The organism is Flavobacterium branchiicola, from assembly GCF_018383905.1.
GTDB lineage: Bacteria > Bacteroidota > Bacteroidia > Flavobacteriales > Flavobacteriaceae > Flavobacterium > Flavobacterium branchiicola.
In genome coordinates this window covers 179,791-200,751 of sequence record NZ_JAGYWA010000003.1, presented here as the reverse complement: position 1 = coordinate 200,751, position 20,961 = coordinate 179,791, and the positions used below count along the sequence as shown (strand labels likewise).

Below are 20,961 nucleotides of genomic sequence, written 5' to 3'. Positions count from 1 at the left end.
CTTAGCATCTCAGTGCCTTAGAACCTCAGAACCTTAGTACCTTAGTATCTCAGCACCTCAAAAAGAACCTCTTCAAATCTGCTTTTAGCTAAAAATTGATCTTCTAATGCTTTTGTAAACGGAATTGGAGTATCTAAACTGGCTACTCTTTTTACCGGAGCATCCAGATATTCAAAACAATTTTCCATAATTAAAGCCGAAATATCACTTGCAATTCCGCCAAACAGAGTGTCTTCCTGATATATTATTGCTTTTCCGGTCTTTTTGACTGATGCAAAAATAGTTTCGGTATCCAAAGGTTGTAAAGTTCTTAAATCGATTAAATCGGCTTCTATTTCAGGATTTTTGGCTAAAGTTTCTAAAGCCCAATGAACTGCAGCTCCAAAAGCAATAATAGTAACTGCACTTCCTTCTTTTATCAAAGCTGCTTTTCCAAACGGAATCGTGTAATAATCTGTCGGGACATCCTGATAAATACTTCTGTATAATAATTTATGTTCAAAATATAATACCGGATTCGGGTCGTTAATTGCAGTATTTAGTAAACCTTTTGCATCATAAGGAAAAGCAGGATAAACAACTTTTAACCCGGGAGTTTTGGTAAACCACGCTTCGTTTGTTTGTGAGTGAAACGGTCCTGCCTGAGTTCCGCCGCCGCAAGGCATGCGTACCACTACATCGGCATTTTCTCCCCAGCGATAGTGTGATTTTGCCAATAAGTTTACAATCGGGTTAAAACCTGTAGAAACAAAATCAGCAAATTGCATTTCTACAATGGCTTTGTAACCATTAATAGATAAACCCATTGCGGCCGAAACAACGGCACTTTCGCAAATTGGTGTATTGCGAACGCGATCTTTTCCAAATAAATCAACAAAACCTTCTGTGATCTTAAATGCCCCGCCATACTCTGCAATATCTTGTCCCATAATAACAAGATTTTCATGTCGCTCCATAGATTGTTTTAAACTACTGCTTATGGCATCAATAAAGCGAATGTTTTCAGATTGACCTTCACTTTTAATTTCTTCGTAATTAAAAGGTTGGTAAACATCATCTAATTCTCCGCTATAAGTTGGAACTATTTCCGGTTCTGCATTGGAGAGTAATAAATTATCTTCAATTTCCTGTTTAATTTGTTCTCTTATTTCAGCATCATTTTCTTCCTTAAGCACGCCTTCATTCAAAAGAAACATTCTAAAATTATCTACAGGATCTTTAGTGGCCCATAATTTTTGTAATTCCTCAGGAACATATTTTGTGCCGCTGGCTTCTTCATGACCCCGCATTCTAAATGTTTTAAATTCAAGTAAAACTGGTCTTGGATTTCTCTGCATGTCGGCTTTTAGTTCGGTGATTTTATTAAAAACCTCCACAATATTATTTCCGTCAATAATCCAGCTTTCAATGCCGTATCCAATTCCTTTATCGGCTAAATTTTCACAGAAATACTGCTCATTTGTAGGAGTTGATAATCCGTAGCCATTGTTTTCAATTACAAACATAACCGGCAGTTTCCAGACTGCAGCAATATTTAGTGCCTCATGAAAATCGCCTTCACTTGTAGCTCCTTCTCCGGTAAATACAGCGGTAACTTTATTGTTTTTTTTAAGATTATTGGCAAGGGCAATTCCGTCAGCAATTCCTAACTGAGGGCCTAAATGAGAAATCATTCCAATAATATTATATTTTTGAGTTCCAAAATGAAAACTGCGGTCTCTTCCTTTAGTAAAACCACTTTCTTTTCCCTGCCATTGCGAAAAAAGCCTGTGCAATGGAATACTTCGGGTAGTAAATACGCCCAGATTGCGGTGCATTGGCAATATATATTCAAATTCATTCAGAGCGGCTGTGATTCCAACTGAAATTGCTTCCTGCCCTATTCCTGAAAACCATTTTGATACTTTACCCTGACGAATAAGAATTAGCATCTTTTCTTCGATCATTCGAGGTTTCAGGATTTTTTTATATAAGTCTAATAATTGCGAATCGGTTAAGTTTTGTCTGTAGAAGATCATTCAGGTCGTTTTTATTATTTCAAATATAATGATTATAACAATTTTAACATTAAATGTTATAAAAATTTAAACATTATTTTAGATTTTTAATTCAATAAATTAGAAAAACAGAGCGATAAAAATGCTTTTAAAATTTTATAATTTCGCGCAAATATATAAGATTTTTCTTGTTTTTAAATAAAATTAAACAGATTTGAATGTAAAAAACATTCAGGTTTAAAATGAAATAACTTATGTTCTGGTTGTTTCAGTTAGGAAAAGGCTTGTAAAGAAATCATTAAATTAAGTAATATAAAGTATTTTTATAACAACTTTTATAATTCAAATATAAAAAATTCTACCTTTGTTATCGAAAGGTCTTAAATGGCCTTTTATCTTAAAATAAAAAATGTAAAGTATGCAAAACATTCCTAGTGTAGACTTACGTGATTTCCTTTCGGACGACCCGAAACGTAAACAAAAATTTGTAAATGAAATCGGCAGTGCATTTGAAAACATTGGCTTCGTAGCCCTAAAAGGTCACTTTTTAGATGATCAGTTGGTAGACGAACTTTATGGTGAAATTAGAAAGTTTTTCGCCTTGCCAATAGAAACTAAGCATAATTATGAAATTCCTGGTATTGGCGGACAAAGAGGTTATGTATCTTTTGGAAAAGAGCATGCTAAAGGACGCAAAGAGGGAGATTTGAAAGAATTCTGGCATTTTGGTCAATATGTTGATGCAGATTCTAAATATGCATCAGAATATCCAGAAAATGTTGATGTAAAAGAATTGCCTCGTTTTAATGTTGTTGGTAAAGATGCTTACCAAATGCTTGAAAAAACGGGAGTTTATGTGTTGAGAGCTTTAGCTTTACATTTAGGTTTAGATGAGTTTTATTTTGATAATTATGCAAAAGACGGAAACTCAATTTTAAGACCAATCCATTACCCGCCAATTACTACTGAGCCGGAAAACGCAATTCGCGCAGCAGCTCACGGTGATATCAACTTGATTACACTTTTAATGGGTGCGCAAGGAAAAGGACTTCAGGTTCAAAACCACGATGGCGAATGGATTGATGCTATTGCAGCAGATGATGAATTGGTGATTAATGTTGGTGATATGTTGTCAAGACATACCAATAATAAATTAAAATCGACAATTCACCAGGTAGTAAACCCGCCAAGAGAATTATGGGGAACTTCACGTTATTCTATCCCGTTTTTTATGCATCCTGTAAGCGACATGCGCCTGGATTGTTTAGAAAACTGTATTGATGCCGAAAATCCTAAGAAATTTGAGGATATTACAGCGGGTGACTACTTATACGAACGTTTAGTAGATTTAGGTTTAATTAAAAAATAAAACTAAATAAATTTCAATATTAAAATTCCAAATTCCAAATCTCACTGGAATTTGGAATTTAATTTTTAAGACCAAATGATTGGAATTTATTTCTAGAATAAAAATTTATGGATTTTAAAGATCAATTAAAAAATTTATTTCCGGATCACGTAGAATCAAATGAGCCAGAAGAAGTTCAGGAGCAGGAACATGTTTTGTATGTTCAGAAAGAGCCAATGATCTGTAAATTTGAAAAACGCAAAGGAAAAGCAACTACAATAATAGAAGGCTACGAAGGATCTGATGAAGATTTTAAAATTCTGGCCAAAGAAATTAAAACAAAACTTAGTGTTGGCGGTACTTTTAAAGACGATTCAATCATTATACAAGGTGATTATCGCGACAAAATTATGGCTATCCTAAAAGAAAAAGGATTTAAAACTAAACGAGTTGGAGGGTAATAATTTTAGATTTCTGATTTTAGATTTTAGATTGTTTAATTTGGAATTTGGAATTTAAAAAATTGGAATTTAAAAAAATTAGCATCTCAGAACCTCAGAACCTTAAAAAAAAAATGATACAAGCATCAGAATTAATACTTAATCCGGACGGGAGTGTTTATCACTTAAATCTTCGTCCTGAACATATTGCACACGATATAATATTTGTTGGAGATCAAAACAGAGTAGAAAAAATCACTCAGTTTTTTGATTCAATAGAATTTTCAACTCAAAAAAGAGAATTTAAAACCCAAACGGGAATTTACAAAGGCAAAAGAATCAGCGTAATGTCAACAGGAATTGGTCCTGATAATATTGATATTGTGGTTAATGAGCTGGATGCTTTGGTAAATATTGATTTAACTACACGTCAGCCAAAAGAAAATCTAACTTCTTTAAACATCATCAGAATTGGAACCTCAGGTTCTTTGCAGGCTGATATTCCGGTAGATAGTTTTGTAATGTCAAAATTTGGACTTGGACTAGACAATATGCTTCGCTCCTATTTAATAGATGAAGTTTCAAATCATGCTATTGAGGATGCTTTTGTTCAGCATACTAATTGGGATATTCGCAAAGGAAAACCTTACGCTATTACATGCTCAGAAAAATTAGAAAAAATTATAGAATCTGATCGCATTTTTAAAGGAATTACAGCAACTGCCGGAGGTTTTTACGGACCACAAGGACGTGTTTTACGTTTAGATATTCAGGATGCAGAATTAAACAATAAAATGGATAATTTTGATTTTGACGGTACCAGAATAACTAATTTAGAAATGGAGACTGCAGCAATTTACGGACTTTCTTCTCTGTTAGGACATAATGCCTTATCTTTAAATGCTATTATTGCAAATCGCGCTTCAGGAACTTTTAGTGAAGATCCATATAAAGCAGTTGATGAACTGATTAGTTATACATTGAATAAACTGGCAGGGAATTAATTAAGAGAATTTGTTCATTTAAAAATTAGGCAATTCATGCAAAACGCTATTCTTAAATTTGAAAAATTACTGAACGAAAGTGTACTTTATTTTCCAACAATTAGTACAGATAAATTAGAAGAAAGAAAACCCGGGAAATGGTCTAAAAAAGAAATTCTAGGGCATTTAACGGATTCTGCTATTCATAATCTGGTGCGTTTTACAGAGATTAACTATGTAGAAAAGCCTTATAAACACAGACCCTATAGTCAATTAGATTTAGTAAATTTAAATCAGTATCAAATAATGGATATTGATGAATTGACACAATTATGGTTTGTTTTGAATAAGCAAATTATCAGGCTCATGAAATCTGTTGATAAAGAAGCTTTAGATTATAAAATTGTTTTAAGCGATGCATCTGTTATTGATTTGAAGTTTCTGATGACAGATTATGTAGAGCATTTAGAACATCATATTAATCAGATAAAATCTTAGATTATGTTTTTAAGGGTGGCACGACATACCAATAACTTGGAGGCAATTGAAAATTTTTACGTCGATGTGCTGGGTTTTGAGCAATTGGGCGGTTTTCAGAATCATAATAATTATGACGGACTTTTTATTGGAAAATCAGGTTTAGACTGGCATTTTGAATTTACACAATCTGATGCTAAAGCAAAACTAAACTTTGATGAAGAAGATGTAATTGTGCTTTACCCAAAAACAATTTCAGATTATAATGAGCTTATAGACAAATTAATACATCATAATATTTCAACTATAACTGCAATCAATCCTTTTTGGAATGAGAACGGAAAAATGATTCAGGATCCGGATGGTTATCGTATTGTAATATCACCACTAAAAGCTGTAATAAGCGAAATTTAATAATGCAGGAGACACACAAAAAAATCTTATTTAAGTACTATAGCAACTATTTAGAAGATAACGTTTCAGAAACCATGTGGGCTGAAATTATAGATTTGGATAAAGGACTTTTTAAATTGGATAACATTCCTTTTTTCGGACCACTGATTGCTACGGATGATTTATTTTATGCTGAATTTGATGAAGCAGAGGAACGCTTTGTTTATAAAGAAACCATCGAAAATTCGGGCAATTCAATTATTCAGATTTTGATTTTAGAAAAAGGGTTTGATATAGAGATCATCAGAGAAAAATTAAAAGCAATAAGTTGTTTATCTGAAGGATTGAATGGTAATTTTATTGCTGTTGAAGTAAATCGCGATTTAGATTATTCAATTGTAAGAAGTGTTTTGAATGATTACGAAGCCGAGGAAATCATCGAGTATGCTGAACCTTGCCTGTCTGATAAACACCGAACGGATTTATTAAAGAACTAAGCAGCGTAATACATTACCCAGACCAAACTTAACTTAAACTATACTAGAATGAAAACTGTAAAAATTGTAGGTGTTCCTGAACACTTCAATTTGCCATGGCAATTATGCATTGAAAATGGTGAATTTGAAGCCGAAAATATTGATTTGCAATGGAAAGATATTCCTGAAGGTACCGGAAAAATGTGCCAGATGTTGCGAGATGGTGAAGCTGATATGGCTGTAATCTTAACAGAAGGAATTATAAAAGATATCGTAGCAGGTAATCCAAGTAAAATTGTTCAGATATATGTGCAGTCTCCTTTAATTTGGGGAATTCATGTTGCTGCAAAATCAGATTTTCAAACTGTAAAAGATTTAGAGAATAAAAAGGTTGCAATTTCAAGATTAGGTTCTGGATCTCAGTTAATGGCTTATGTAAATGCACATGAGCAAGGTTGGGAAACTGATACTATTGAATTTGAAATTATTAATACAATAAATGGAGCTGTAGAAGCACTAACAAACGGGACAGCCGATTATTTTATGTGGGAGCGTTTTATGACCAAACCACTTGTAGATAAAGGAATTTTCAGACGTGTTGGCGATTGCCCTACGCCATGGCCCTCTTTTGTAATTACGGTTCGTGATGAATTCCTGAAAAAGAATCCTAAAATTGTAGAGAAAGTTCTTGAAATTATAAACAAAACAACAGTTGATTTTGCTGACATTCCGGAAATAGATAAAACCTTAGCAGGTCTTTTTGATCAAAAGGTTGAAGATATCCAGGAGTGGCTAAAATTGACCCAATGGTCTCAGAAAAACTTAACAGAAAAAGCATTTATCAAAATTCAAAATCAATTATTTGATCTGGGAATTATTGAGAAAAAGAGTACTTTTGTTGAAACGGTAAAAGCGCTTTAAAAACTGCTTTTAATTCTTATGATGAAATTCCCTAAAATTGACTTTCCGCGATTAAAATCCAAATTACAGGTGAAATCACCTTGGGATAGGATTATTATTATGCTGTTGAGTCTTTTAATTACCATTCCTATTTTCATCATTCTCCATCAAAATCTGCGTGATCTGAATTGGTCTTTCAATTTAGATCGCGTTATTATATTTATTCTGGTATTTGCGTCGATTTTCTTTTTACTGATGCTTTTGCGAACCATTATAATATTATGCGTTGCCGTATATTTATTGGTATTGTTTTACGGAACTGTTATTGGCAATTATGGTTTCAGCGAGATTTCCGAGGACTATAATTCTATGGTTTATACCATGTCAGACAATCCTTTTCCGCAAGATATAATTGTGGCTAAGCTTCTTCCTTTTCCAAATAAATCAAAAATTGTAAATGCAATTGAATACCAGAATCCAAAAGTTCGAAATTTTGCTATAATGGCAACTACAAAGCATTTTAAAGGTATTCGTGGCTATTCAGATTATCGCACCACGATTCAGTGTTTTGCGGTATTTAAAGAGATCAACAGCCGTTGGAATTACGTAAACGATCCTAAAGAAGGCGACTACATCGCAACCGCCAGCGAATCACTTGAATATTTTTCCGGTGATTGCGACGATCATTCCATATTAATGGCTGCCGCTATACGTGCAATTGGCGGTACACCAAGACTTATACATACAAAAGGGCATATTTATCCTGAAATATTAATCGGTTCCCTTATTGATCTGGAAAAAGTCAATTATCTTATAAAAAATGTACTTTTTGTAAAGGAAAGTAGTGGAAAAAAAATCCACTATCATATTGATGAACGTGGACAGGTTTGGATGAATTTGGATTATACAGCCAAATATCCGGGCGGCCCATTTCTGTACGAAGAAATTTTAGGAGAACTTACACTGAACTAAAATCTACAGAATACCAATTCATTTTTTCCTTCCCAAATAAGCATAAATTTTGTTTTTTATAAACAATACAACCCTATTGTTTACTCTGTTTAGTACCAGTTTGTTAGATAAACTGTGCTTTTTAAGCGGTTTTTAAAATTAATCAGGAAAGTATTTATAAATATTTGATTACAAGTGTTTTGAATATAGTTTTTTTTTGTAACTTTTCCTGTCTAATTTTTAATCACAGAATCATGAAAAAATCTAAATTATTTATCTTCGGAGTTTTATTATCAGCAGTATTAATTATTTCATGCAACAAAGCAAAAAGAAATGAACTAGTAAATTCCTGGAAAGTTACAGAAGTTGAAGCCAAAACCCCCCTTTCTGACTCAGCGAAAAATGTGATTATAGAAAACGGAACATTAACGTTTACTCAGGATGGTCACGTAACCGGATATTTACTTAGAGAGATTACAGATGGTACTTATGCTTTAACTAAAAAAGGAAAAAGCTTAGTAATTAAAGATGAAACCGGAACTCCATGGCCATGCGAAAGCACAATTACCGACGACCAGCTAATTTTGGATACCAAAGAAGTAAAATTAACCCTTAAGAAAATCTAAACTATAGTTTTAATTTCTTAAACAAATGCATAACCAAAAAAGATATTTAAAAACTCCTAATAATCACTTTTAGGAGTTTTTTATTTTATGGCACTAAATGCAATAATAATTTATTACCAATACTAAAATCCAAATACAGATGAATACAAGAGTCAAAGTTTTAATACTATCAGCCCTCTTTAGTTTAGTAATATCAAATGAAAAAGTTGCTGCATGTACACGAGTTGTATATGAAGGCCTTAACGGCACAATTTTAACAGCACGATCAATGGACTGGAAAGGTGAAATTCCGGCAAATTTGTGGGTCTTTCCAAGAGGAATAGACAGATTTGGCGAGGCCGGAAGCAATTCGGTTAAATGGAAATCAAAATACGGTAGCGTAGTAACAAGTTCATGGGATATTGCTTCCTCTGACGGTATGAACGAAAAAGGTCTAGTTGGCAATTTGTTATGGCTTGCGGAGTCTACTTATCCTCAGTTTGAAAAAAACGGAAAAACAAAAGGTCTTGCTATCTCACTTTGGCTGCAATATGTTCTTGATAATTTTGCAACAGTTTCTGAAGTGGTAAAAGCATTAGAAAAACAGGAGTTTACAGTAACTTCTTCTCACATTCCGGGAACCAGTATTTTTGCCACAGTACATTTATCTGTTTCTGATTCATCTGGTGATAATGCTATTTTTGAATATATCAACGGAAAGCTTGTAATACATCATGACAGGAAATATGTGGCAATGACAAACTCTCCCATTTTTGAAGAACAATTGGCAATTAATACCTATTGGAAAGGAATTCCTGGAACAATTATGCTTCCGGGAACTAACAGGGCCGCAGATCGCTTTACAAGAGCTTCTTATTATATAGATGCAATTCCTAAAACGGATAATATGAGAACGGCGCTCGCAAGTGTTTTTGGTGTAATTAGAAATTGTTCTGTACCCTTAGGGATTTCTTCTGAAACAGAACCTAATATATCATCAACAAGATGGAGAACTGTTGCAGATCAAAAGAATCTGATCTACTATTTTGATAATGTGCTAAATCCAAATGTAGTTTGGGTTGAATTTAGTAAACTTGATTTTAGCGAAAAAGCCAAAGTAAGGAAACTAAGTCTGGCTAATAATGAAAATTATTCCGGTGAATCTTCTATGAATTTTAAAGAAACCAAACCGTTTCAATTTGCAGGATTGGATTAGATAGAAAAAGCAAAACCCCCTAGAAAAAAATCTAAGGGGTTTTTAAATATTAAATAGTAGTTAATTAGTGTTATAGACCTCTGGTTAACCAGCCTTTTTTATTTGCTGTTGCAATGGCATATGGTGTAATCCAGAATAAACTGAAAGTATAAAATATACTATAAGAATATGCCCAGAAAGCTTCAGACAAACTGTATCGTTTAGCATAAAATAATACAGAGAAACTCGAAACAATAAAAATACTTAAAAGTGTTGAGCTTAAAAATAATATTGGATGAAGGGCAATGAAATACAGCATGAATAATAAGAACGGATATGCCATCACGATTTTTAGAGATTGATTCAGGAACAAAAGTCTGGCTCCGAATTTTGATTCGTTTCTAAAATCTTTAAAAACATACTGAGCCATCATGATATTCTCACGCACATTGCTTCTGCCCCATCTTATAAACATTTTGTATAAACCTTTATATTCTTCCGGTACATTCGTTAAAACATAAGCATTTCTTTGAAACAATACATGAAGACCTTGTTTTAAGATCATATTGGTCATAGCTCTGTCTTCTCCAATATCAGACGGTTGTCCCATAAAAGTTTGGTTAATCCATTCCGGAAGACAAGCAAAAACGGCATCTCTTCTATAGGCCGCAGCGGCTCCAGGTGTACAAAGTACAGACCCCAACATGCTTTCGGCAGAACGCATAAACTCAAAACTCATTACAAAACTTACGTTTAGCATTTTAGGCAATAATGCTTTTTTATTATTTAAAACATGAACGTTTCCTGCAACTGCTCCACATTTTTTATCTACCACAAACGGACTTACTAAATTACGCAGGGTATCTTTTTTTACAATAGAATCACTATCAACAGTTACAAAAATTTCTCCTGTTCCAAGTTCAAATCCACGGTATAGTGCGTGACGTTTTCCTTTGTTTTCAGGTTGCTGAAAAATAGTAAGACGGTCACCTAACTTAATTTTAGCTTGTTGCATCCAGTACCAGGTATCATCTTTACTTCCATCGTCTATGGCTAATAATTGCATTTTTTGTTCCGGAAAATCACTGTCGGCAAGACTTAGTAAAGTATCCCAAACTAGTTTTCCTTCGTTATATGCCGGTACAATTACCGTACAAGTTGGCAATAATTCGTCAGATACAGACTCGATTGGTTTGTAACGGAAATACAGATACAAGTTATAAAAGAATGATCCCGTCTGGAAAAAGAATAATACAGTTGCCAGAATTAGAAACGGAAATCCCCAGGAAGAATTTATTCTCTCTAATTGAAACTGATCAAAATCAGATTGGAAAGTATAGACTAAAAAAGCTCCTGCAAGCATTAGTAAAAAAGTACCCGCAAGTACTAAAGAACCAAGAGGATTTGACGCTTTTTTGTCTGTTTTTTTTGAAGTTGCATTACTAACCGTAAAAACGGAATTATGTAAATTTTCTTTTGAACTTAAATTGCTGTTTGCAGAATAAAATTGTTCTGAAATAATTGTTTCACTTTTCATTTGGGCTATCGCTTTTATCTTAAAATGGCTTTTATTTTTAATTGACTTTTCTGATCTGAAATTTGATCAAATCTAATTTTGAACAGAAAAGGACAATAACCCATTTTACAAGCGCCGTGCCAATGTCATTTAAAAGTGACTGTGAGTGGTTTAGCTATTTTTGGTACAAAACCGAATGTGTAAAGTTTATACACTTTGTAAAAAGTTTACACCTGAAATTTAAAAAGTGAACCTTCAAAATCGGGCGAAATTGAAGGTTTAAAGTATTTTTAAAGCGTAAGTTTTACTCTATTTTATTCTTTTTATCCTTTAGAATTTTTCCCTCTTTGGTAAATTCCAAATCGATATTATTTGTTAAATCAACATCGAGATCTTTATGACCATAATCGATATGAGTGATTTTTTCGTTGGGATAATGTTTGGCTACATAATCTTTAACCGCTTTCGGAAGAAATCCTGTCGGAATTGGTTTGTCTTCGCCATCAACTTCCCGATACGAACCATCTTTCCAGAATTCAACCTCAGTTCCGTCTTTCAGTTTAACTTCATAACCTTTTTCTCCATGCTCAGCATCTTTCTTGGCTATATCAACGCTGGTATGACTAAAATATTGTTTCAGAAATTGTTGTGATTCTTTAGGCAATTCCGATATTTCGATTTTCTTTTGTGCATTTACTGTTAACGCTAAAATGAATACGAGACCAGTAAGTATATGATTTGTCTTCATGATTTATTGTTTTTAAATTTGTATGTAACTAATTTACAACAACTAAGCCGTATATTTGAAATAGTTTAAAATTAGTTGCATTAAAGGATTAAGAATTAGATAAAAATATAATTTTACAATTATGGAAGATCAAAATAAATCATCAGACAAAACACCAAAAGTGACAGGAGTTGGCGGAATTTTCTTTTTTTCGGAGAATCCGAAAGAAACCAGAGAATGGTACGCTAAAAATTTAGGATTTGAAGTTAACGATTGGGGTTCTACATTTGAATCCAGAAATAGTGACAATCCTGACGCTAAAGAAGTTTTACAATGGAGTCCGTTCAAAAAAGATGACGCCTATTTTTCGCCTTCAAAAAAAGAATTTATGATTAATTACAGGGTTCAGAATATCGAAGGTTTAATAAGTAAATTAAAAGAAAACGGCGTAACTGTATTAGATGATATTGTAACGTATGATTATGGCAAATTTGCACACATAATGGATGCAGATGGCAATAAAATAGAACTTTGGGAACCCGTTTAGATAAACTCCTGCAAAGACATTATAATTAAACCAAAAGCCTTCAGAATCAGCTTTGATTTTGAAGGCTTTTATTTGTTTATCTGATTTGTAATTACATTCCCGGCCAATACAAAAAGTTGAATTTATGATCGTCAGGATCGGCAAAACCAAAGGTATAACCCACTTCATAGTTTTCCGGTTCAGAAAAAATAGTTCCGCCAACTTGTTTTACTTTTTCGTACCAGTGGTCTACATCTTCCCTGCTCTCTGCTGATAAAGAAAATATAATTTCATTTTCTGTTTTAGTGTTTGATAATTTGCCTCGTAAGGCGTTTTCAAACCTTTTGGTTGTAAAAAAGTTGATGATAAAATTATTTTCGGCAAAAATAAAGCTTACCAATTCGTCTGTTTCCTGACCATTTTTTTTGAATCCCAAATCGGTATAAAATTTAATCGTTTGTTGCAAATCGTGTGAAGCCAAGTTTCCCCATATCATTTTAGTTTTCATAGCTTTAGTTTTATTTGAATTGATTTACAGCTAAGTTACTCAATTAATTCTAAGTGCTTTAGGAGAAATCGTAATCTGATGAATCCAATATTTTGATTTTACTGCTAATTTGTATAATTTGCAGCGACACCAAATCAGGTACTTATGCCTTATATAACTAAATTTCACAACTATTACTTTAATGACTACAAGCCAAAACGCAACCACAATTAAACCAACTAAACAACATTTTGAAATTCTTGACGGATTAAGAGGAATTGCTGCTCTCGCAGTTGTAATTTTTCATTTTATGGAATGGATTTTTATTGATCCAAGTCAGAATTTTATCGGACATGGATTTCTGGCTGTTGATTTCTTCTTCTGCCTTTCGGGATTTGTAATTGGATATGCTTATGATGATCGCATTGCCAAAATGGGACTTCGTAAATTTTTTATTGCCCGAATTATCAGGCTTCATCCGCTGGTTGTTGCAGGATCTATATTAGGATTACTCGCCTTTTTATTTGATCCGTTTGGAGGTCATTTAGAGTTGTACAGTACTGGAAAAATCATTTTGGCATTTATTTGTTCGTTATTCATGATTCCGCTGCCTGTAATCGCAGATCGAGGTTTTAACCTCTTTAGTTTCAATGCGCCGGCTTGGTCATTGTTCTGGGAATATGTCGCCAATATTGCTTATGCCTTTATTTTATACCGCGTTAAACGTAATTATTTATTGATTTTAACGATACTTTCGGCTTTTGCGATTTGTTATGTAGGATACAATTCCGGAAATTTAGTAGGCGGCTGGAGCGGACCAACTTTTTGGGATGGCTGTGCCCGAATTTCGTATTCTTTCCTGGCCGGATTACTTATTTATCGCTTTAACTGGATCATTAAAAATAATCTTGGTTTTATTAGTTTGTCAGCATTGTTGGTGTTGGCTTTTATTATGCCTTTTTCTGAGTGGAATTGGATAACAGAACCTTTAGTAGTTTTATTTTACTTTCCGTTATTGATTGCTTTAGGAGCGGGCGCCGTTTTAAAACCTGCTTTCAAAAAGGCTTGTATCTTTTCAGGAAATATCTCCTACCCTTTATATATGACACATTACGTTGTATTATGGATGTTTGGAAATTATATCACAAACAATAAACCTGATGCAACTCAACTGACTTTAATTGTTGTTCCATCGGTGATATTATTAGTAGGATTCGCCTATTTGGTAATGGTGGTTTATGATATTCCGGTAAGGAAATATTTAAGTGATAAATGGAATAAAAATTAAGAGAACGATTTATAATGGAAACACAATTAATAAAAAAGTTAATAGAAGCATTTAAAAGTAAACTGGACATTCTCGATGAGTTTATGAATGTTGGTGCAACTAGTACTGAAATAAAGGATTTAGAAACTTTTATTGGTCAAAAACTGCCTGAATCTTATATTGATCTATTGCAAACTTATAATGGAGAAAAACGCATTCTATGTTTCATGGCAGGTTTTGGATATCTTGAAATAGATGACGTTAAAATGCAATGGGAATTTTTTAAAAATGCTCCAGATTGCAATGCGGAAGGCATTACACAGATAAATAAGATCAAAAACACTTTATATTCAGTAAAAAGAGTTCCTTTTGGACACGATGGTTCAGGAAATTTTTTATGTATAGATTTTGATCCCGAAACAGAAGGTTTACCAGGGCAAATACTTTATTTACCAACAGGTGATCCAGAACCAATTTCGGTAATTGCTGATAATTTTGATGCTTTTTTACTTTTTCTAACAGAAAAAATCGAATCTGAAGCTTTAAAATTAACCGATGAAAGGGAAGATTGGGACGAAGAAGACTGGGAAATGGCAGATATTTATTTTGAAAATACCTGGAAAGATGACTGGACTGATATTGCTGAAGAATATGAGAGGAAATTGAAATAGTAAGCAAAATATCTGAAGAAAATGTCTCATTTAAAACCATCTTTTGAAAAAGTTATTTCGTTTAATTTTAAATCTTTGCACAAACTAATTTACTATTAGTATATTTACACACTAACCCTATAGGATAAAAGAAATATAATGACACAGAGAGTAGCAAAAACGTATCAAATAATGTTTTTTGTTATCTTCGTGATTATCCCAATAAGAGCTCAGGAAAAAAACGATTTGTCTCAACAGTTCCTTATGAATATTGAGCTAAGACCACGAGCTGAGTTTACATCAAATTATATTCTTCCACCCAATGATTCTATAGATCCTTATTTTTATATTACACAGAGAAACAGGATTTCTATGCAATATGAAAGGGAAAAATGGCTTATAAAATCTGACTTACAGGAAATTCATCTTTGGGATCAGGAAAATAAATTTTCAAAAGTGGCCAGTATCAATTTTTATCAGTTGTATTTTGAAACCAAATTTAAAGCATTTAATATTCGGTTAGGCAGACAAAGTATTTTACTCGACAATGGCAGACTCTTCTCTGATGCACCTTGGGCACAGCAAGGACGTGCCCACGAAGGAATACGTATAATGAAATATTCAAAGCAAATTGCCAATGATTTTTTCGTTCTATTTACCCGAAATTACGGCACAGAGTTCGAATCGTATTATTCTCCAGTTATGGCTAATAAATACAAATACCTGCTCGTAAATAATTTGAGTTACAATTCTGGCAAACAATTTTCTTTTAACTGGATGACTGCTGTTGATTTTTTAGAAAGCGCAAACTCAGAAAACCTCTATTCGCGTGCTACTACAGGCGGACGAATTGAGTTTAAAGAAAAACAGTGGTATTATACCTTAAATTCTTATTTGCAGTTTGGACGTAATCCAAAAGGACAAAAATTGTTTGCCTATTATTTTCAACCGGAAGTTAGATTCTCTTTACCCCGATTTTCGTGGCGTTTGGGTGCTGAAATAATAAGCGGAAGCAGCTCGAATTTAGATAAAAACTCCTCTGCTGATTTTGATGTTTTATATGGCGTAACCTGGAAGTTTAATGGAAATATGAATGTATTTACCCGTTTCCCAACTGATGTGGGCGGAAAAGGTTTAATAAATCCTTATTTATTTACTACAATTCCTTTAAATAATAAGTTATCACTTCGCTCCGATTTCCATCTTTTTTATACTCAATATCCTCTGACAAATAATCTTAAACAGGAAATGAGTCAGTTTCTTGGGTTTGAAAATGATATTTCACTAAAATATTTTCCATTAAAAGAATTAGAGATAAATTGTGCTTTCTCATTTTATAAATCAACGGATTCAATGAAATATCTTCCAAAAATACAAGATGAAACTAAACTTGCCTTTTGGAGTTATCTTATGGTTTCTTATTCTTTTAATGCAGTTAATTTAAAGCGGTATAAAAAGTAATTGTTTAGTATCTTCGTTAAACAAAAAACAACCAACATAAATGGAAATATTAGTAATTACCGGACCTCCCTACTCAGGAAAAGGAACGCAATGCGATGTACTAAAAGAAATTCTGGGTTTCGAACATATTTCGACTGGCGACAGATGCAGAATAGAAAAACAAAATGGGACTGAAATTGGAAATATAATGTCTCAGTATGAAGAAAAAGGAAATTTAGTTCCGGACGCTATAATGAAAGACCTTTTTAGTAAAATTCTGGACGAAAATAAATCAAAAGCCGGAATTATTCTCGATGGATATCCTAGAACAAAACCTCAGGTTGATGATTTGCTTGAATTGGTTGAATCGAAAAACATGAAAATTGGAAAAGTTCTAAATATTGATGTTCCAAAATCGGAACTATTAATCAGAGCAAAAAAGAGAGCCGAAACATCGAATAGAAAAGACGATAAAGACCCTCAGATTCATTTAAAACGTATTGATGTTTTTGAAGAAGCAACCAGACCAGCCATTGAATATATGAAATCAAAACTGAATGTATTGACTTTTGACGGTCTTGGAACGATTGAAGAAATTACTGAACGTATAAAAGCTAGTATATAACGAATGTTATTTTGCAAAACGTTAAAAAAAAAAAGCATCTGTATCTACAGGTGCTTTACTTTTAAATTGGGTATAAAATTTATTATTCGCAAAAACTAAATCTTGCTTATGGCTTCAAACAAGAAACCTAATAAAAGAGCTATGGCCCAAAATCAAGAAGACTGGGAGAAAAAGCGCCCCAGTTATATAATAATAGCTATAATTAGTCTTGTTTTAGGGGCATATTATTTAATCAATGTGCTAAATGATAACTATATAATAAAGCCATCAGATCTTGAAACGATAGAAAACTTGATTGTTGAAGGAAAACCCGAGTTTAAAGAAACAAAAGGTAAACACTCCAAAAAATGGATTGAATTTAAATGTGAGAACAATACAACCACATTTAAAATTGCAAGTTATGATTACCGCTGCATAATTGATAAGGAAATATTAAATGGGATAAATAGTAAGGATACAGTTACTGTTCAAATTCTAAAAACTGATTTAGATCTTGTTAATACTGATGCGCCCTGCGAAATCCATTCGTTGATTGATAAGAATAAAGAATATCTCGATATTAGCTGTAGAAATACTGAAGATCAAAAAGATGGAGAATTAGGGTATATACTATGTTCTGCAATTACAGTCATGACAGGATCTGTTTTTTTATTTAAAAAGAAGCCGGAATTTTTTGATCATGTAGATCCGCGCGTCCCGATTTGGATCGTAATTATAGTACTATTTCTTATTTTTAGATAGCTGTTATTTTTAACAAAGAGTTTTTGCCACAAATAAATTATCCCCAAATTATGTTTCAAAATATCGTAAATAAAATGTTTCAAAGTAAAGAAAATAAGCCTTTAGCGATTCAATGTTTATGGAATTCAGATTATGAGTACATTGGTTTAAATATTGCAATTGTATTCAAAAAAAAGGGCAGTTTTAGTGCAAAAGAAATTGTTGAATTAGAATATAAAAATTTTGATTCAAGTGAAGCTATGGTGATTGAAGCTAGAAAAATTGCAAGTCAATATGTTGATAAATATGGCATTGAACTCTACTTTCCTTCTCCGGATAATTGGTCCAGAGATTGTCCTAATTGGTGGGATTATAAAACGTCTCCAAAATGTGAAGATTGCAAAACTCCAATTATTCCAACAACCAGTGTTTATCTGCCTAAAGAAGTTTGTTATCCTTGTCATTTAAGAAGAGAAACAAATAAAAGTATAATAGAGGCTGAACCTTATGACCAGGGAGTTCAGATGTATTTATCTAAGAATGGCGAATATGAAAAAATTGGCTATTGTACAAATTTTGAAAGTTTTCCTATATCATCATTTATTAAACATGTGGTAGAAAGTCAAACGTCGACTGATAAAGTGATTAATGTTGTTAAGCTTAGAAAATTGGAAATGTTAGAACTCAACGATAATCTAAAAAAAGCGCTGGTTGAGAAATTAGACAATTATACTAAACCTGTAATTACAGAGCAAGCGAAGGCTTTTACCAGAACGCATAAAGTTGAGTTTAACGGAACTGAGTATGAATTAGAATATAAATTTAATCAGGAACATCGTGAGATTTTTGACTTTATTAATAGTTTAGAAAGAAATAAAAAGGCATTAGATGATGATTACTCGTATGAAATATATTTTAAAAAAGGAATTACACACAGAGACGATGCTATATTGCGGTTTATAAATTATATCAAAAAAGGCAAAACAGATTTACTGAGTATAAATGAACATTATGATAAAATATTAACAGAAATTGAAATAGCTAAAACTGTGGAAAAACTAAAAAGAATTGGCTGTATAGAAATTCTCGAAAATGAAATTTCAATAACGACAACTGGAAAAAATATAGTGTAAAGTCAAGTGCATTCAGTAAAAAAAAACTCCTTAATTTCTTAAGGAGTTTTCTGTGTAAGATATATAACATTATCTAATCATTTTTATAAAAGCGCTATAAGGAGCTTCTTTAATTGAGGTTCTCATGTAAAACATATTTTCATCCTGTTCATTTAAATCGTACTGAATTAAACCTGCATCACAATAATAAAGTAAAAGATTATCATCAGTTGGAAATTCGATATTTGAAATAGGCAAAGTTGTTAGTTTTTTGTCCATTAACAAATCGCCATTATCCAAATGCATCTGAAAAAGCTTTGGTTTACGGGTATATCCCCAAAGATTATCATTTTCGTAGGTTATGTATTCGATATTATCATCTTTAAAATCTGTTTTCCAAACCTGAGTTCCCGCTTTTGAATCTACACAGTATACCGAAGATACATTTGTGCCTTGCGCCGCAAAATAGATCTTTTTGTCTACGCAAAAGATACGTTGTTTGATACTAAATTGATTCTCATCAAATTTAAATTCCCATACAATATCCGGTTTGTTTGGACTTAAAGCAAAAAGCACATTTTTATCATTGGCTACAAATATATTTTCGCCATCGGTAACTGGTTTTCCTGTTAAAGCTTCCTCAAAAGTTTTTTGATAGATTACCTTTCCTGTATTGGCTTCAAAACTATACAAAGAGTTTCCGCTTTGGGCAAATACTTTATTGTCCAGATAAAGAACCGAAAGATGATTATCCGGAGCATCTAGCTTGTGTTTCCAGATTAAACTTCCGTTTTTTATATCAAGAGCATAAATAGTGCTAATGTCACTTTGTGTTGTAATAAACAATTTTCCGTCGTTTATAGTTGGTGTCTGATCTTTAAGTAAAACTTGATCTGCACTGCTTCCTAGTTTTGATTTCCAGAAGATTGACCCCGTTTGATTGTCTATGGCAAAAACTTCACCATTAATAAACGGAACGTATACAACCCCATCTTGCAGCGTTACGGCATTGGCGCACATTTCGGTGTAGGCATTGGTTGCTTTTACTGTCCAGACAATTGTTTCAGATTCTAAATCAAATGAAAAAAGATTACCATCGTAATCGTAAATCAGGATTGAAGCTTCGTCTAACGGAACTTTTTTAAGCGGACTCAAAGCTTTATTAGTAAAAACATCACTAGAAGTCGAAACTTTATCTGCAGGAATTGCGGTCTGATCGGGTTTTGGCGTAACTGGAACTTGACCAAACATATTTACAATAGTAAATACAAGCAAAAGAGTTATTAGTTTTTGTTTCATTTTTAAAATTTGGGTTTGATATTTTGATTTGTGTATATCATAAAAAAACTCCTTATTTTTCTAGGGAGTTTTGTAGGTTTCCTTAATAATCTTCAGGTTTAATTTTTAAGGATTTATTTTATACTATTTGTTTGAAACCAGTTTTTCCAGAATCTTAATTTGTTCATCTTTAGATTTTAGAAGTTCAAGATTCAGGCGTTTAATTTCTTCTAAAGCTTCAATCCATTTATCCATCGGATTTACATTAAAAGTTGCATTTTGACCTGTATTTAAGAAAGCTCCATTATCAAATGTGTTAGAAATAATGTTTATCGCTTGTTCTTCATCAAAATTCTGAAACGCTTCAACAGGAATTCTCAATGCACTTGAGATTTGTTTGAGCAAATTATCTTCAATTACATCTTTTTGCTCCAGCATAGAAATTTTCTTTTGATTCCAGTCTTCGCCAAGATCAAAAGCCAATCCCTCTTGTTTAATGCCAAGCATTTCTCTGAAACGTTTTACGTTTCTTCCCTGATGTATTTTTTGTTCCATAATGAATGTCAATTTACTAAAGGCTCAAATATAAAGCCATTTTAGATTTAAATTTTGAATTTCAAAGATAAAAAAATAACCTTTCAATTACTGATTTTGTCAGATATTATATCCGCAATCTGTAACGGTTATATTTCTAAAATTGGAATCTGTTTATCTGTATTTTTGGTGATTGGAATTAGAGTTTTTGAATAGGGTTTGATGATACCTATGATAAAACAATAATTGTTTGGTCAGGAATATTTTGTTGTTTTTAAGAAAGTTTCTGTATATTAGTTTAACATAAACTACAA

23 protein-coding genes are annotated in these 20,961 nt (G+C 32.7%); 17 read left to right on the top strand and 6 right to left on the bottom strand.

Annotated elements, in window-relative coordinates; genetic code table 11:
- Window positions 1-41: 41 nt before the first annotated feature.
- Window positions 42-2,018 carry an alpha-ketoacid dehydrogenase subunit alpha/beta gene (locus KHA98_RS07960; RefSeq protein ID WP_213257024.1) on the bottom strand — a complete coding sequence of 659 codons (1,977 nt, stop codon included), beginning with the start codon at window positions 2,016-2,018 and terminating at the stop codon, window positions 42-44.
- Window positions 2,019-2,415: 397 nt separating this feature from the next.
- On the opposite strand from KHA98_RS07960, the gene KHA98_RS07955 reads away from it, so the two are divergent.
- The 10 genes from KHA98_RS07955 (at window position 2,416) to KHA98_RS07910 (ending at window position 9,786) form a co-directional block, all read left to right on the top strand.
- Window positions 2,416-3,366, top strand: coding sequence for an isopenicillin N synthase family dioxygenase (locus KHA98_RS07955; RefSeq protein ID WP_213257022.1), 951 nt, complete (start codon window positions 2,416-2,418; stop codon window positions 3,364-3,366).
- Between the two features lie 107 nt (window positions 3,367-3,473).
- Complete coding sequence (locus KHA98_RS07950; RefSeq protein ID WP_193845677.1) at window positions 3,474-3,806, top strand: translation initiation factor; 333 nt, start codon at window positions 3,474-3,476, stop codon at window positions 3,804-3,806.
- A 113-nt stretch (window positions 3,807-3,919) separates the two neighbouring features.
- On the top strand, window positions 3,920-4,789 hold the full coding sequence (locus tag KHA98_RS07945) for a nucleoside phosphorylase (protein WP_213257021.1): 870 nt from the start codon (window positions 3,920-3,922) through the stop codon (window positions 4,787-4,789).
- Between the two features lie 36 nt (window positions 4,790-4,825).
- Window positions 4,826-5,266, top strand: coding sequence for a DinB family protein (locus tag KHA98_RS07940; protein WP_213257020.1), 441 nt, complete (start codon window positions 4,826-4,828; stop codon window positions 5,264-5,266).
- 3 nt (window positions 5,267-5,269) lie between these two features.
- Window positions 5,270-5,659 (top strand): VOC family protein, encoded by a 390-nt coding sequence (locus KHA98_RS07935; protein ID WP_213257019.1) that lies wholly within the window; start codon window positions 5,270-5,272, stop codon window positions 5,657-5,659.
- A 2-nt stretch (window positions 5,660-5,661) separates the two neighbouring features.
- Window positions 5,662-6,135: a DUF4265 domain-containing protein gene (locus tag KHA98_RS07930; protein ID WP_213257018.1), complete on the top strand. Its 474-nt coding sequence runs from the start codon at window positions 5,662-5,664 to the stop codon at window positions 6,133-6,135.
- Window positions 6,136-6,183: 48 nt separating this feature from the next.
- Window positions 6,184-7,035: a substrate-binding domain-containing protein gene (locus tag KHA98_RS07925; protein WP_213257017.1), complete on the top strand. Its 852-nt coding sequence runs from the start codon at window positions 6,184-6,186 to the stop codon at window positions 7,033-7,035.
- Between the two features lie 18 nt (window positions 7,036-7,053).
- A complete protein-coding gene (locus KHA98_RS07920) occupies window positions 7,054-7,986 on the top strand; it encodes a transglutaminase-like domain-containing protein (protein ID WP_213257015.1) in 933 nt (310 codons plus the stop codon).
- A 233-nt stretch (window positions 7,987-8,219) separates the two neighbouring features.
- A complete protein-coding gene (locus KHA98_RS07915; RefSeq protein ID WP_213257013.1) occupies window positions 8,220-8,591 on the top strand; it encodes a hypothetical protein in 372 nt (123 codons plus the stop codon).
- Window positions 8,592-8,730: 139 nt separating this feature from the next.
- The gene (locus tag KHA98_RS07910) at window positions 8,731-9,786 is read left to right on the top strand and encodes a linear amide C-N hydrolase (RefSeq protein WP_213257011.1); all 1,056 of its coding nucleotides are present in this window, start codon (window positions 8,731-8,733) and stop codon (window positions 9,784-9,786) included.
- Between the two features lie 70 nt (window positions 9,787-9,856).
- Here KHA98_RS07910 and KHA98_RS07905 read toward each other — a convergent pair whose 3' ends face one another.
- Both KHA98_RS07905 and KHA98_RS07900 read right to left on the bottom strand, forming a co-directional pair.
- Window positions 9,857-11,302: a glycosyltransferase gene (locus KHA98_RS07905; RefSeq protein WP_213257009.1), complete on the bottom strand. Its 1,446-nt coding sequence runs from the start codon at window positions 11,300-11,302 to the stop codon at window positions 9,857-9,859.
- Window positions 11,303-11,585: 283 nt separating this feature from the next.
- Window positions 11,586-12,029, bottom strand: coding sequence for a PepSY-like domain-containing protein (locus tag KHA98_RS07900; RefSeq protein ID WP_213257007.1), 444 nt, complete (start codon window positions 12,027-12,029; stop codon window positions 11,586-11,588).
- 121 nt (window positions 12,030-12,150) lie between these two features.
- Between KHA98_RS07900 and KHA98_RS07895 the strand changes: the two genes are divergently transcribed.
- Window positions 12,151-12,555: a VOC family protein gene (locus tag KHA98_RS07895; protein ID WP_213257005.1), complete on the top strand. Its 405-nt coding sequence runs from the start codon at window positions 12,151-12,153 to the stop codon at window positions 12,553-12,555.
- 91 nt (window positions 12,556-12,646) lie between these two features.
- Here KHA98_RS07895 and KHA98_RS07890 read toward each other — a convergent pair whose 3' ends face one another.
- A complete protein-coding gene (locus tag KHA98_RS07890) occupies window positions 12,647-13,042 on the bottom strand; it encodes a VOC family protein (protein WP_213257003.1) in 396 nt (131 codons plus the stop codon).
- A 181-nt stretch (window positions 13,043-13,223) separates the two neighbouring features.
- On the opposite strand from KHA98_RS07890, the gene KHA98_RS07885 reads away from it, so the two are divergent.
- From KHA98_RS07885 to KHA98_RS07860, 6 genes are all read left to right on the top strand, one after another.
- Window positions 13,224-14,309, top strand: coding sequence for an acyltransferase family protein (locus KHA98_RS07885; RefSeq protein ID WP_213257001.1), 1,086 nt, complete (start codon window positions 13,224-13,226; stop codon window positions 14,307-14,309).
- A gap of 14 nt (window positions 14,310-14,323) precedes the next feature.
- Window positions 14,324-14,959: an SMI1/KNR4 family protein gene (locus KHA98_RS07880; RefSeq protein ID WP_213256999.1), complete on the top strand. Its 636-nt coding sequence runs from the start codon at window positions 14,324-14,326 to the stop codon at window positions 14,957-14,959.
- Window positions 14,960-15,097: 138 nt separating this feature from the next.
- Window positions 15,098-16,399 carry a hypothetical protein gene (locus KHA98_RS07875; protein ID WP_213256998.1) on the top strand — a complete coding sequence of 434 codons (1,302 nt, stop codon included), beginning with the start codon at window positions 15,098-15,100 and terminating at the stop codon, window positions 16,397-16,399.
- Window positions 16,400-16,439: 40 nt separating this feature from the next.
- Window positions 16,440-17,003, top strand: coding sequence for an adenylate kinase family protein (locus KHA98_RS07870; RefSeq protein WP_213256996.1), 564 nt, complete (start codon window positions 16,440-16,442; stop codon window positions 17,001-17,003).
- Between the two features lie 108 nt (window positions 17,004-17,111).
- On the top strand, window positions 17,112-17,744 hold the full coding sequence (locus KHA98_RS07865; RefSeq protein WP_213256994.1) for a hypothetical protein: 633 nt from the start codon (window positions 17,112-17,114) through the stop codon (window positions 17,742-17,744).
- A 74-nt stretch (window positions 17,745-17,818) separates the two neighbouring features.
- Entirely contained in the window at window positions 17,819-18,856 is a 1,038-nt protein-coding gene (locus tag KHA98_RS07860) for a hypothetical protein (RefSeq protein ID WP_213256992.1), read from the top strand.
- 69 nt (window positions 18,857-18,925) lie between these two features.
- Here the strand turns inward: KHA98_RS07860 and KHA98_RS07855 are convergent, their stop codons facing one another.
- Window positions 18,926-20,134 carry an outer membrane protein assembly factor BamB family protein gene (locus tag KHA98_RS07855; protein WP_213256990.1) on the bottom strand — a complete coding sequence of 403 codons (1,209 nt, stop codon included), beginning with the start codon at window positions 20,132-20,134 and terminating at the stop codon, window positions 18,926-18,928.
- A 123-nt stretch (window positions 20,135-20,257) separates the two neighbouring features.
- Window positions 20,258-20,668: a helix-turn-helix domain-containing protein gene (locus tag KHA98_RS07850; protein WP_213256988.1), complete on the bottom strand. Its 411-nt coding sequence runs from the start codon at window positions 20,666-20,668 to the stop codon at window positions 20,258-20,260.
- Window positions 20,669-20,961: the final 293 nt, after the last annotated feature.

Coding starts and splice junctions, on each gene's coding strand:
- KHA98_RS07960 (WP_213257024.1), bottom strand. CDS start 2,018: ATGATCTTCTACAGACAAAACTTAACCGATTCGCAATTATTAGACTTA.
- KHA98_RS07955 (WP_213257022.1), top strand. CDS start 2,416: ATGCAAAACATTCCTAGTGTAGACTTACGTGATTTCCTTTCGGACGAC.
- KHA98_RS07950 (WP_193845677.1), top strand. CDS start 3,474: ATGGATTTTAAAGATCAATTAAAAAATTTATTTCCGGATCACGTAGAA.
- KHA98_RS07945 (WP_213257021.1), top strand. CDS start 3,920: ATGATACAAGCATCAGAATTAATACTTAATCCGGACGGGAGTGTTTAT.
- KHA98_RS07940 (WP_213257020.1), top strand. CDS start 4,826: ATGCAAAACGCTATTCTTAAATTTGAAAAATTACTGAACGAAAGTGTA.
- KHA98_RS07935 (WP_213257019.1), top strand. CDS start 5,270: ATGTTTTTAAGGGTGGCACGACATACCAATAACTTGGAGGCAATTGAA.
- KHA98_RS07930 (WP_213257018.1), top strand. CDS start 5,662: ATGCAGGAGACACACAAAAAAATCTTATTTAAGTACTATAGCAACTAT.
- KHA98_RS07925 (WP_213257017.1), top strand. CDS start 6,184: ATGAAAACTGTAAAAATTGTAGGTGTTCCTGAACACTTCAATTTGCCA.
- KHA98_RS07920 (WP_213257015.1), top strand. CDS start 7,054: ATGATGAAATTCCCTAAAATTGACTTTCCGCGATTAAAATCCAAATTA.
- KHA98_RS07915 (WP_213257013.1), top strand. CDS start 8,220: ATGAAAAAATCTAAATTATTTATCTTCGGAGTTTTATTATCAGCAGTA.
- KHA98_RS07910 (WP_213257011.1), top strand. CDS start 8,731: ATGAATACAAGAGTCAAAGTTTTAATACTATCAGCCCTCTTTAGTTTA.
- KHA98_RS07905 (WP_213257009.1), bottom strand. CDS start 11,302: ATGAAAAGTGAAACAATTATTTCAGAACAATTTTATTCTGCAAACAGC.
- KHA98_RS07900 (WP_213257007.1), bottom strand. CDS start 12,029: ATGAAGACAAATCATATACTTACTGGTCTCGTATTCATTTTAGCGTTA.
- KHA98_RS07895 (WP_213257005.1), top strand. CDS start 12,151: ATGGAAGATCAAAATAAATCATCAGACAAAACACCAAAAGTGACAGGA.
- KHA98_RS07890 (WP_213257003.1), bottom strand. CDS start 13,042: ATGAAAACTAAAATGATATGGGGAAACTTGGCTTCACACGATTTGCAA.
- KHA98_RS07885 (WP_213257001.1), top strand. CDS start 13,224: ATGACTACAAGCCAAAACGCAACCACAATTAAACCAACTAAACAACAT.
- KHA98_RS07880 (WP_213256999.1), top strand. CDS start 14,324: ATGGAAACACAATTAATAAAAAAGTTAATAGAAGCATTTAAAAGTAAA.
- KHA98_RS07875 (WP_213256998.1), top strand. CDS start 15,098: ATGACACAGAGAGTAGCAAAAACGTATCAAATAATGTTTTTTGTTATC.
- KHA98_RS07870 (WP_213256996.1), top strand. CDS start 16,440: ATGGAAATATTAGTAATTACCGGACCTCCCTACTCAGGAAAAGGAACG.
- KHA98_RS07865 (WP_213256994.1), top strand. CDS start 17,112: ATGGCTTCAAACAAGAAACCTAATAAAAGAGCTATGGCCCAAAATCAA.
- KHA98_RS07860 (WP_213256992.1), top strand. CDS start 17,819: ATGTTTCAAAGTAAAGAAAATAAGCCTTTAGCGATTCAATGTTTATGG.
- KHA98_RS07855 (WP_213256990.1), bottom strand. CDS start 20,134: ATGAAACAAAAACTAATAACTCTTTTGCTTGTATTTACTATTGTAAAT.
- KHA98_RS07850 (WP_213256988.1), bottom strand. CDS start 20,668: ATGGAACAAAAAATACATCAGGGAAGAAACGTAAAACGTTTCAGAGAA.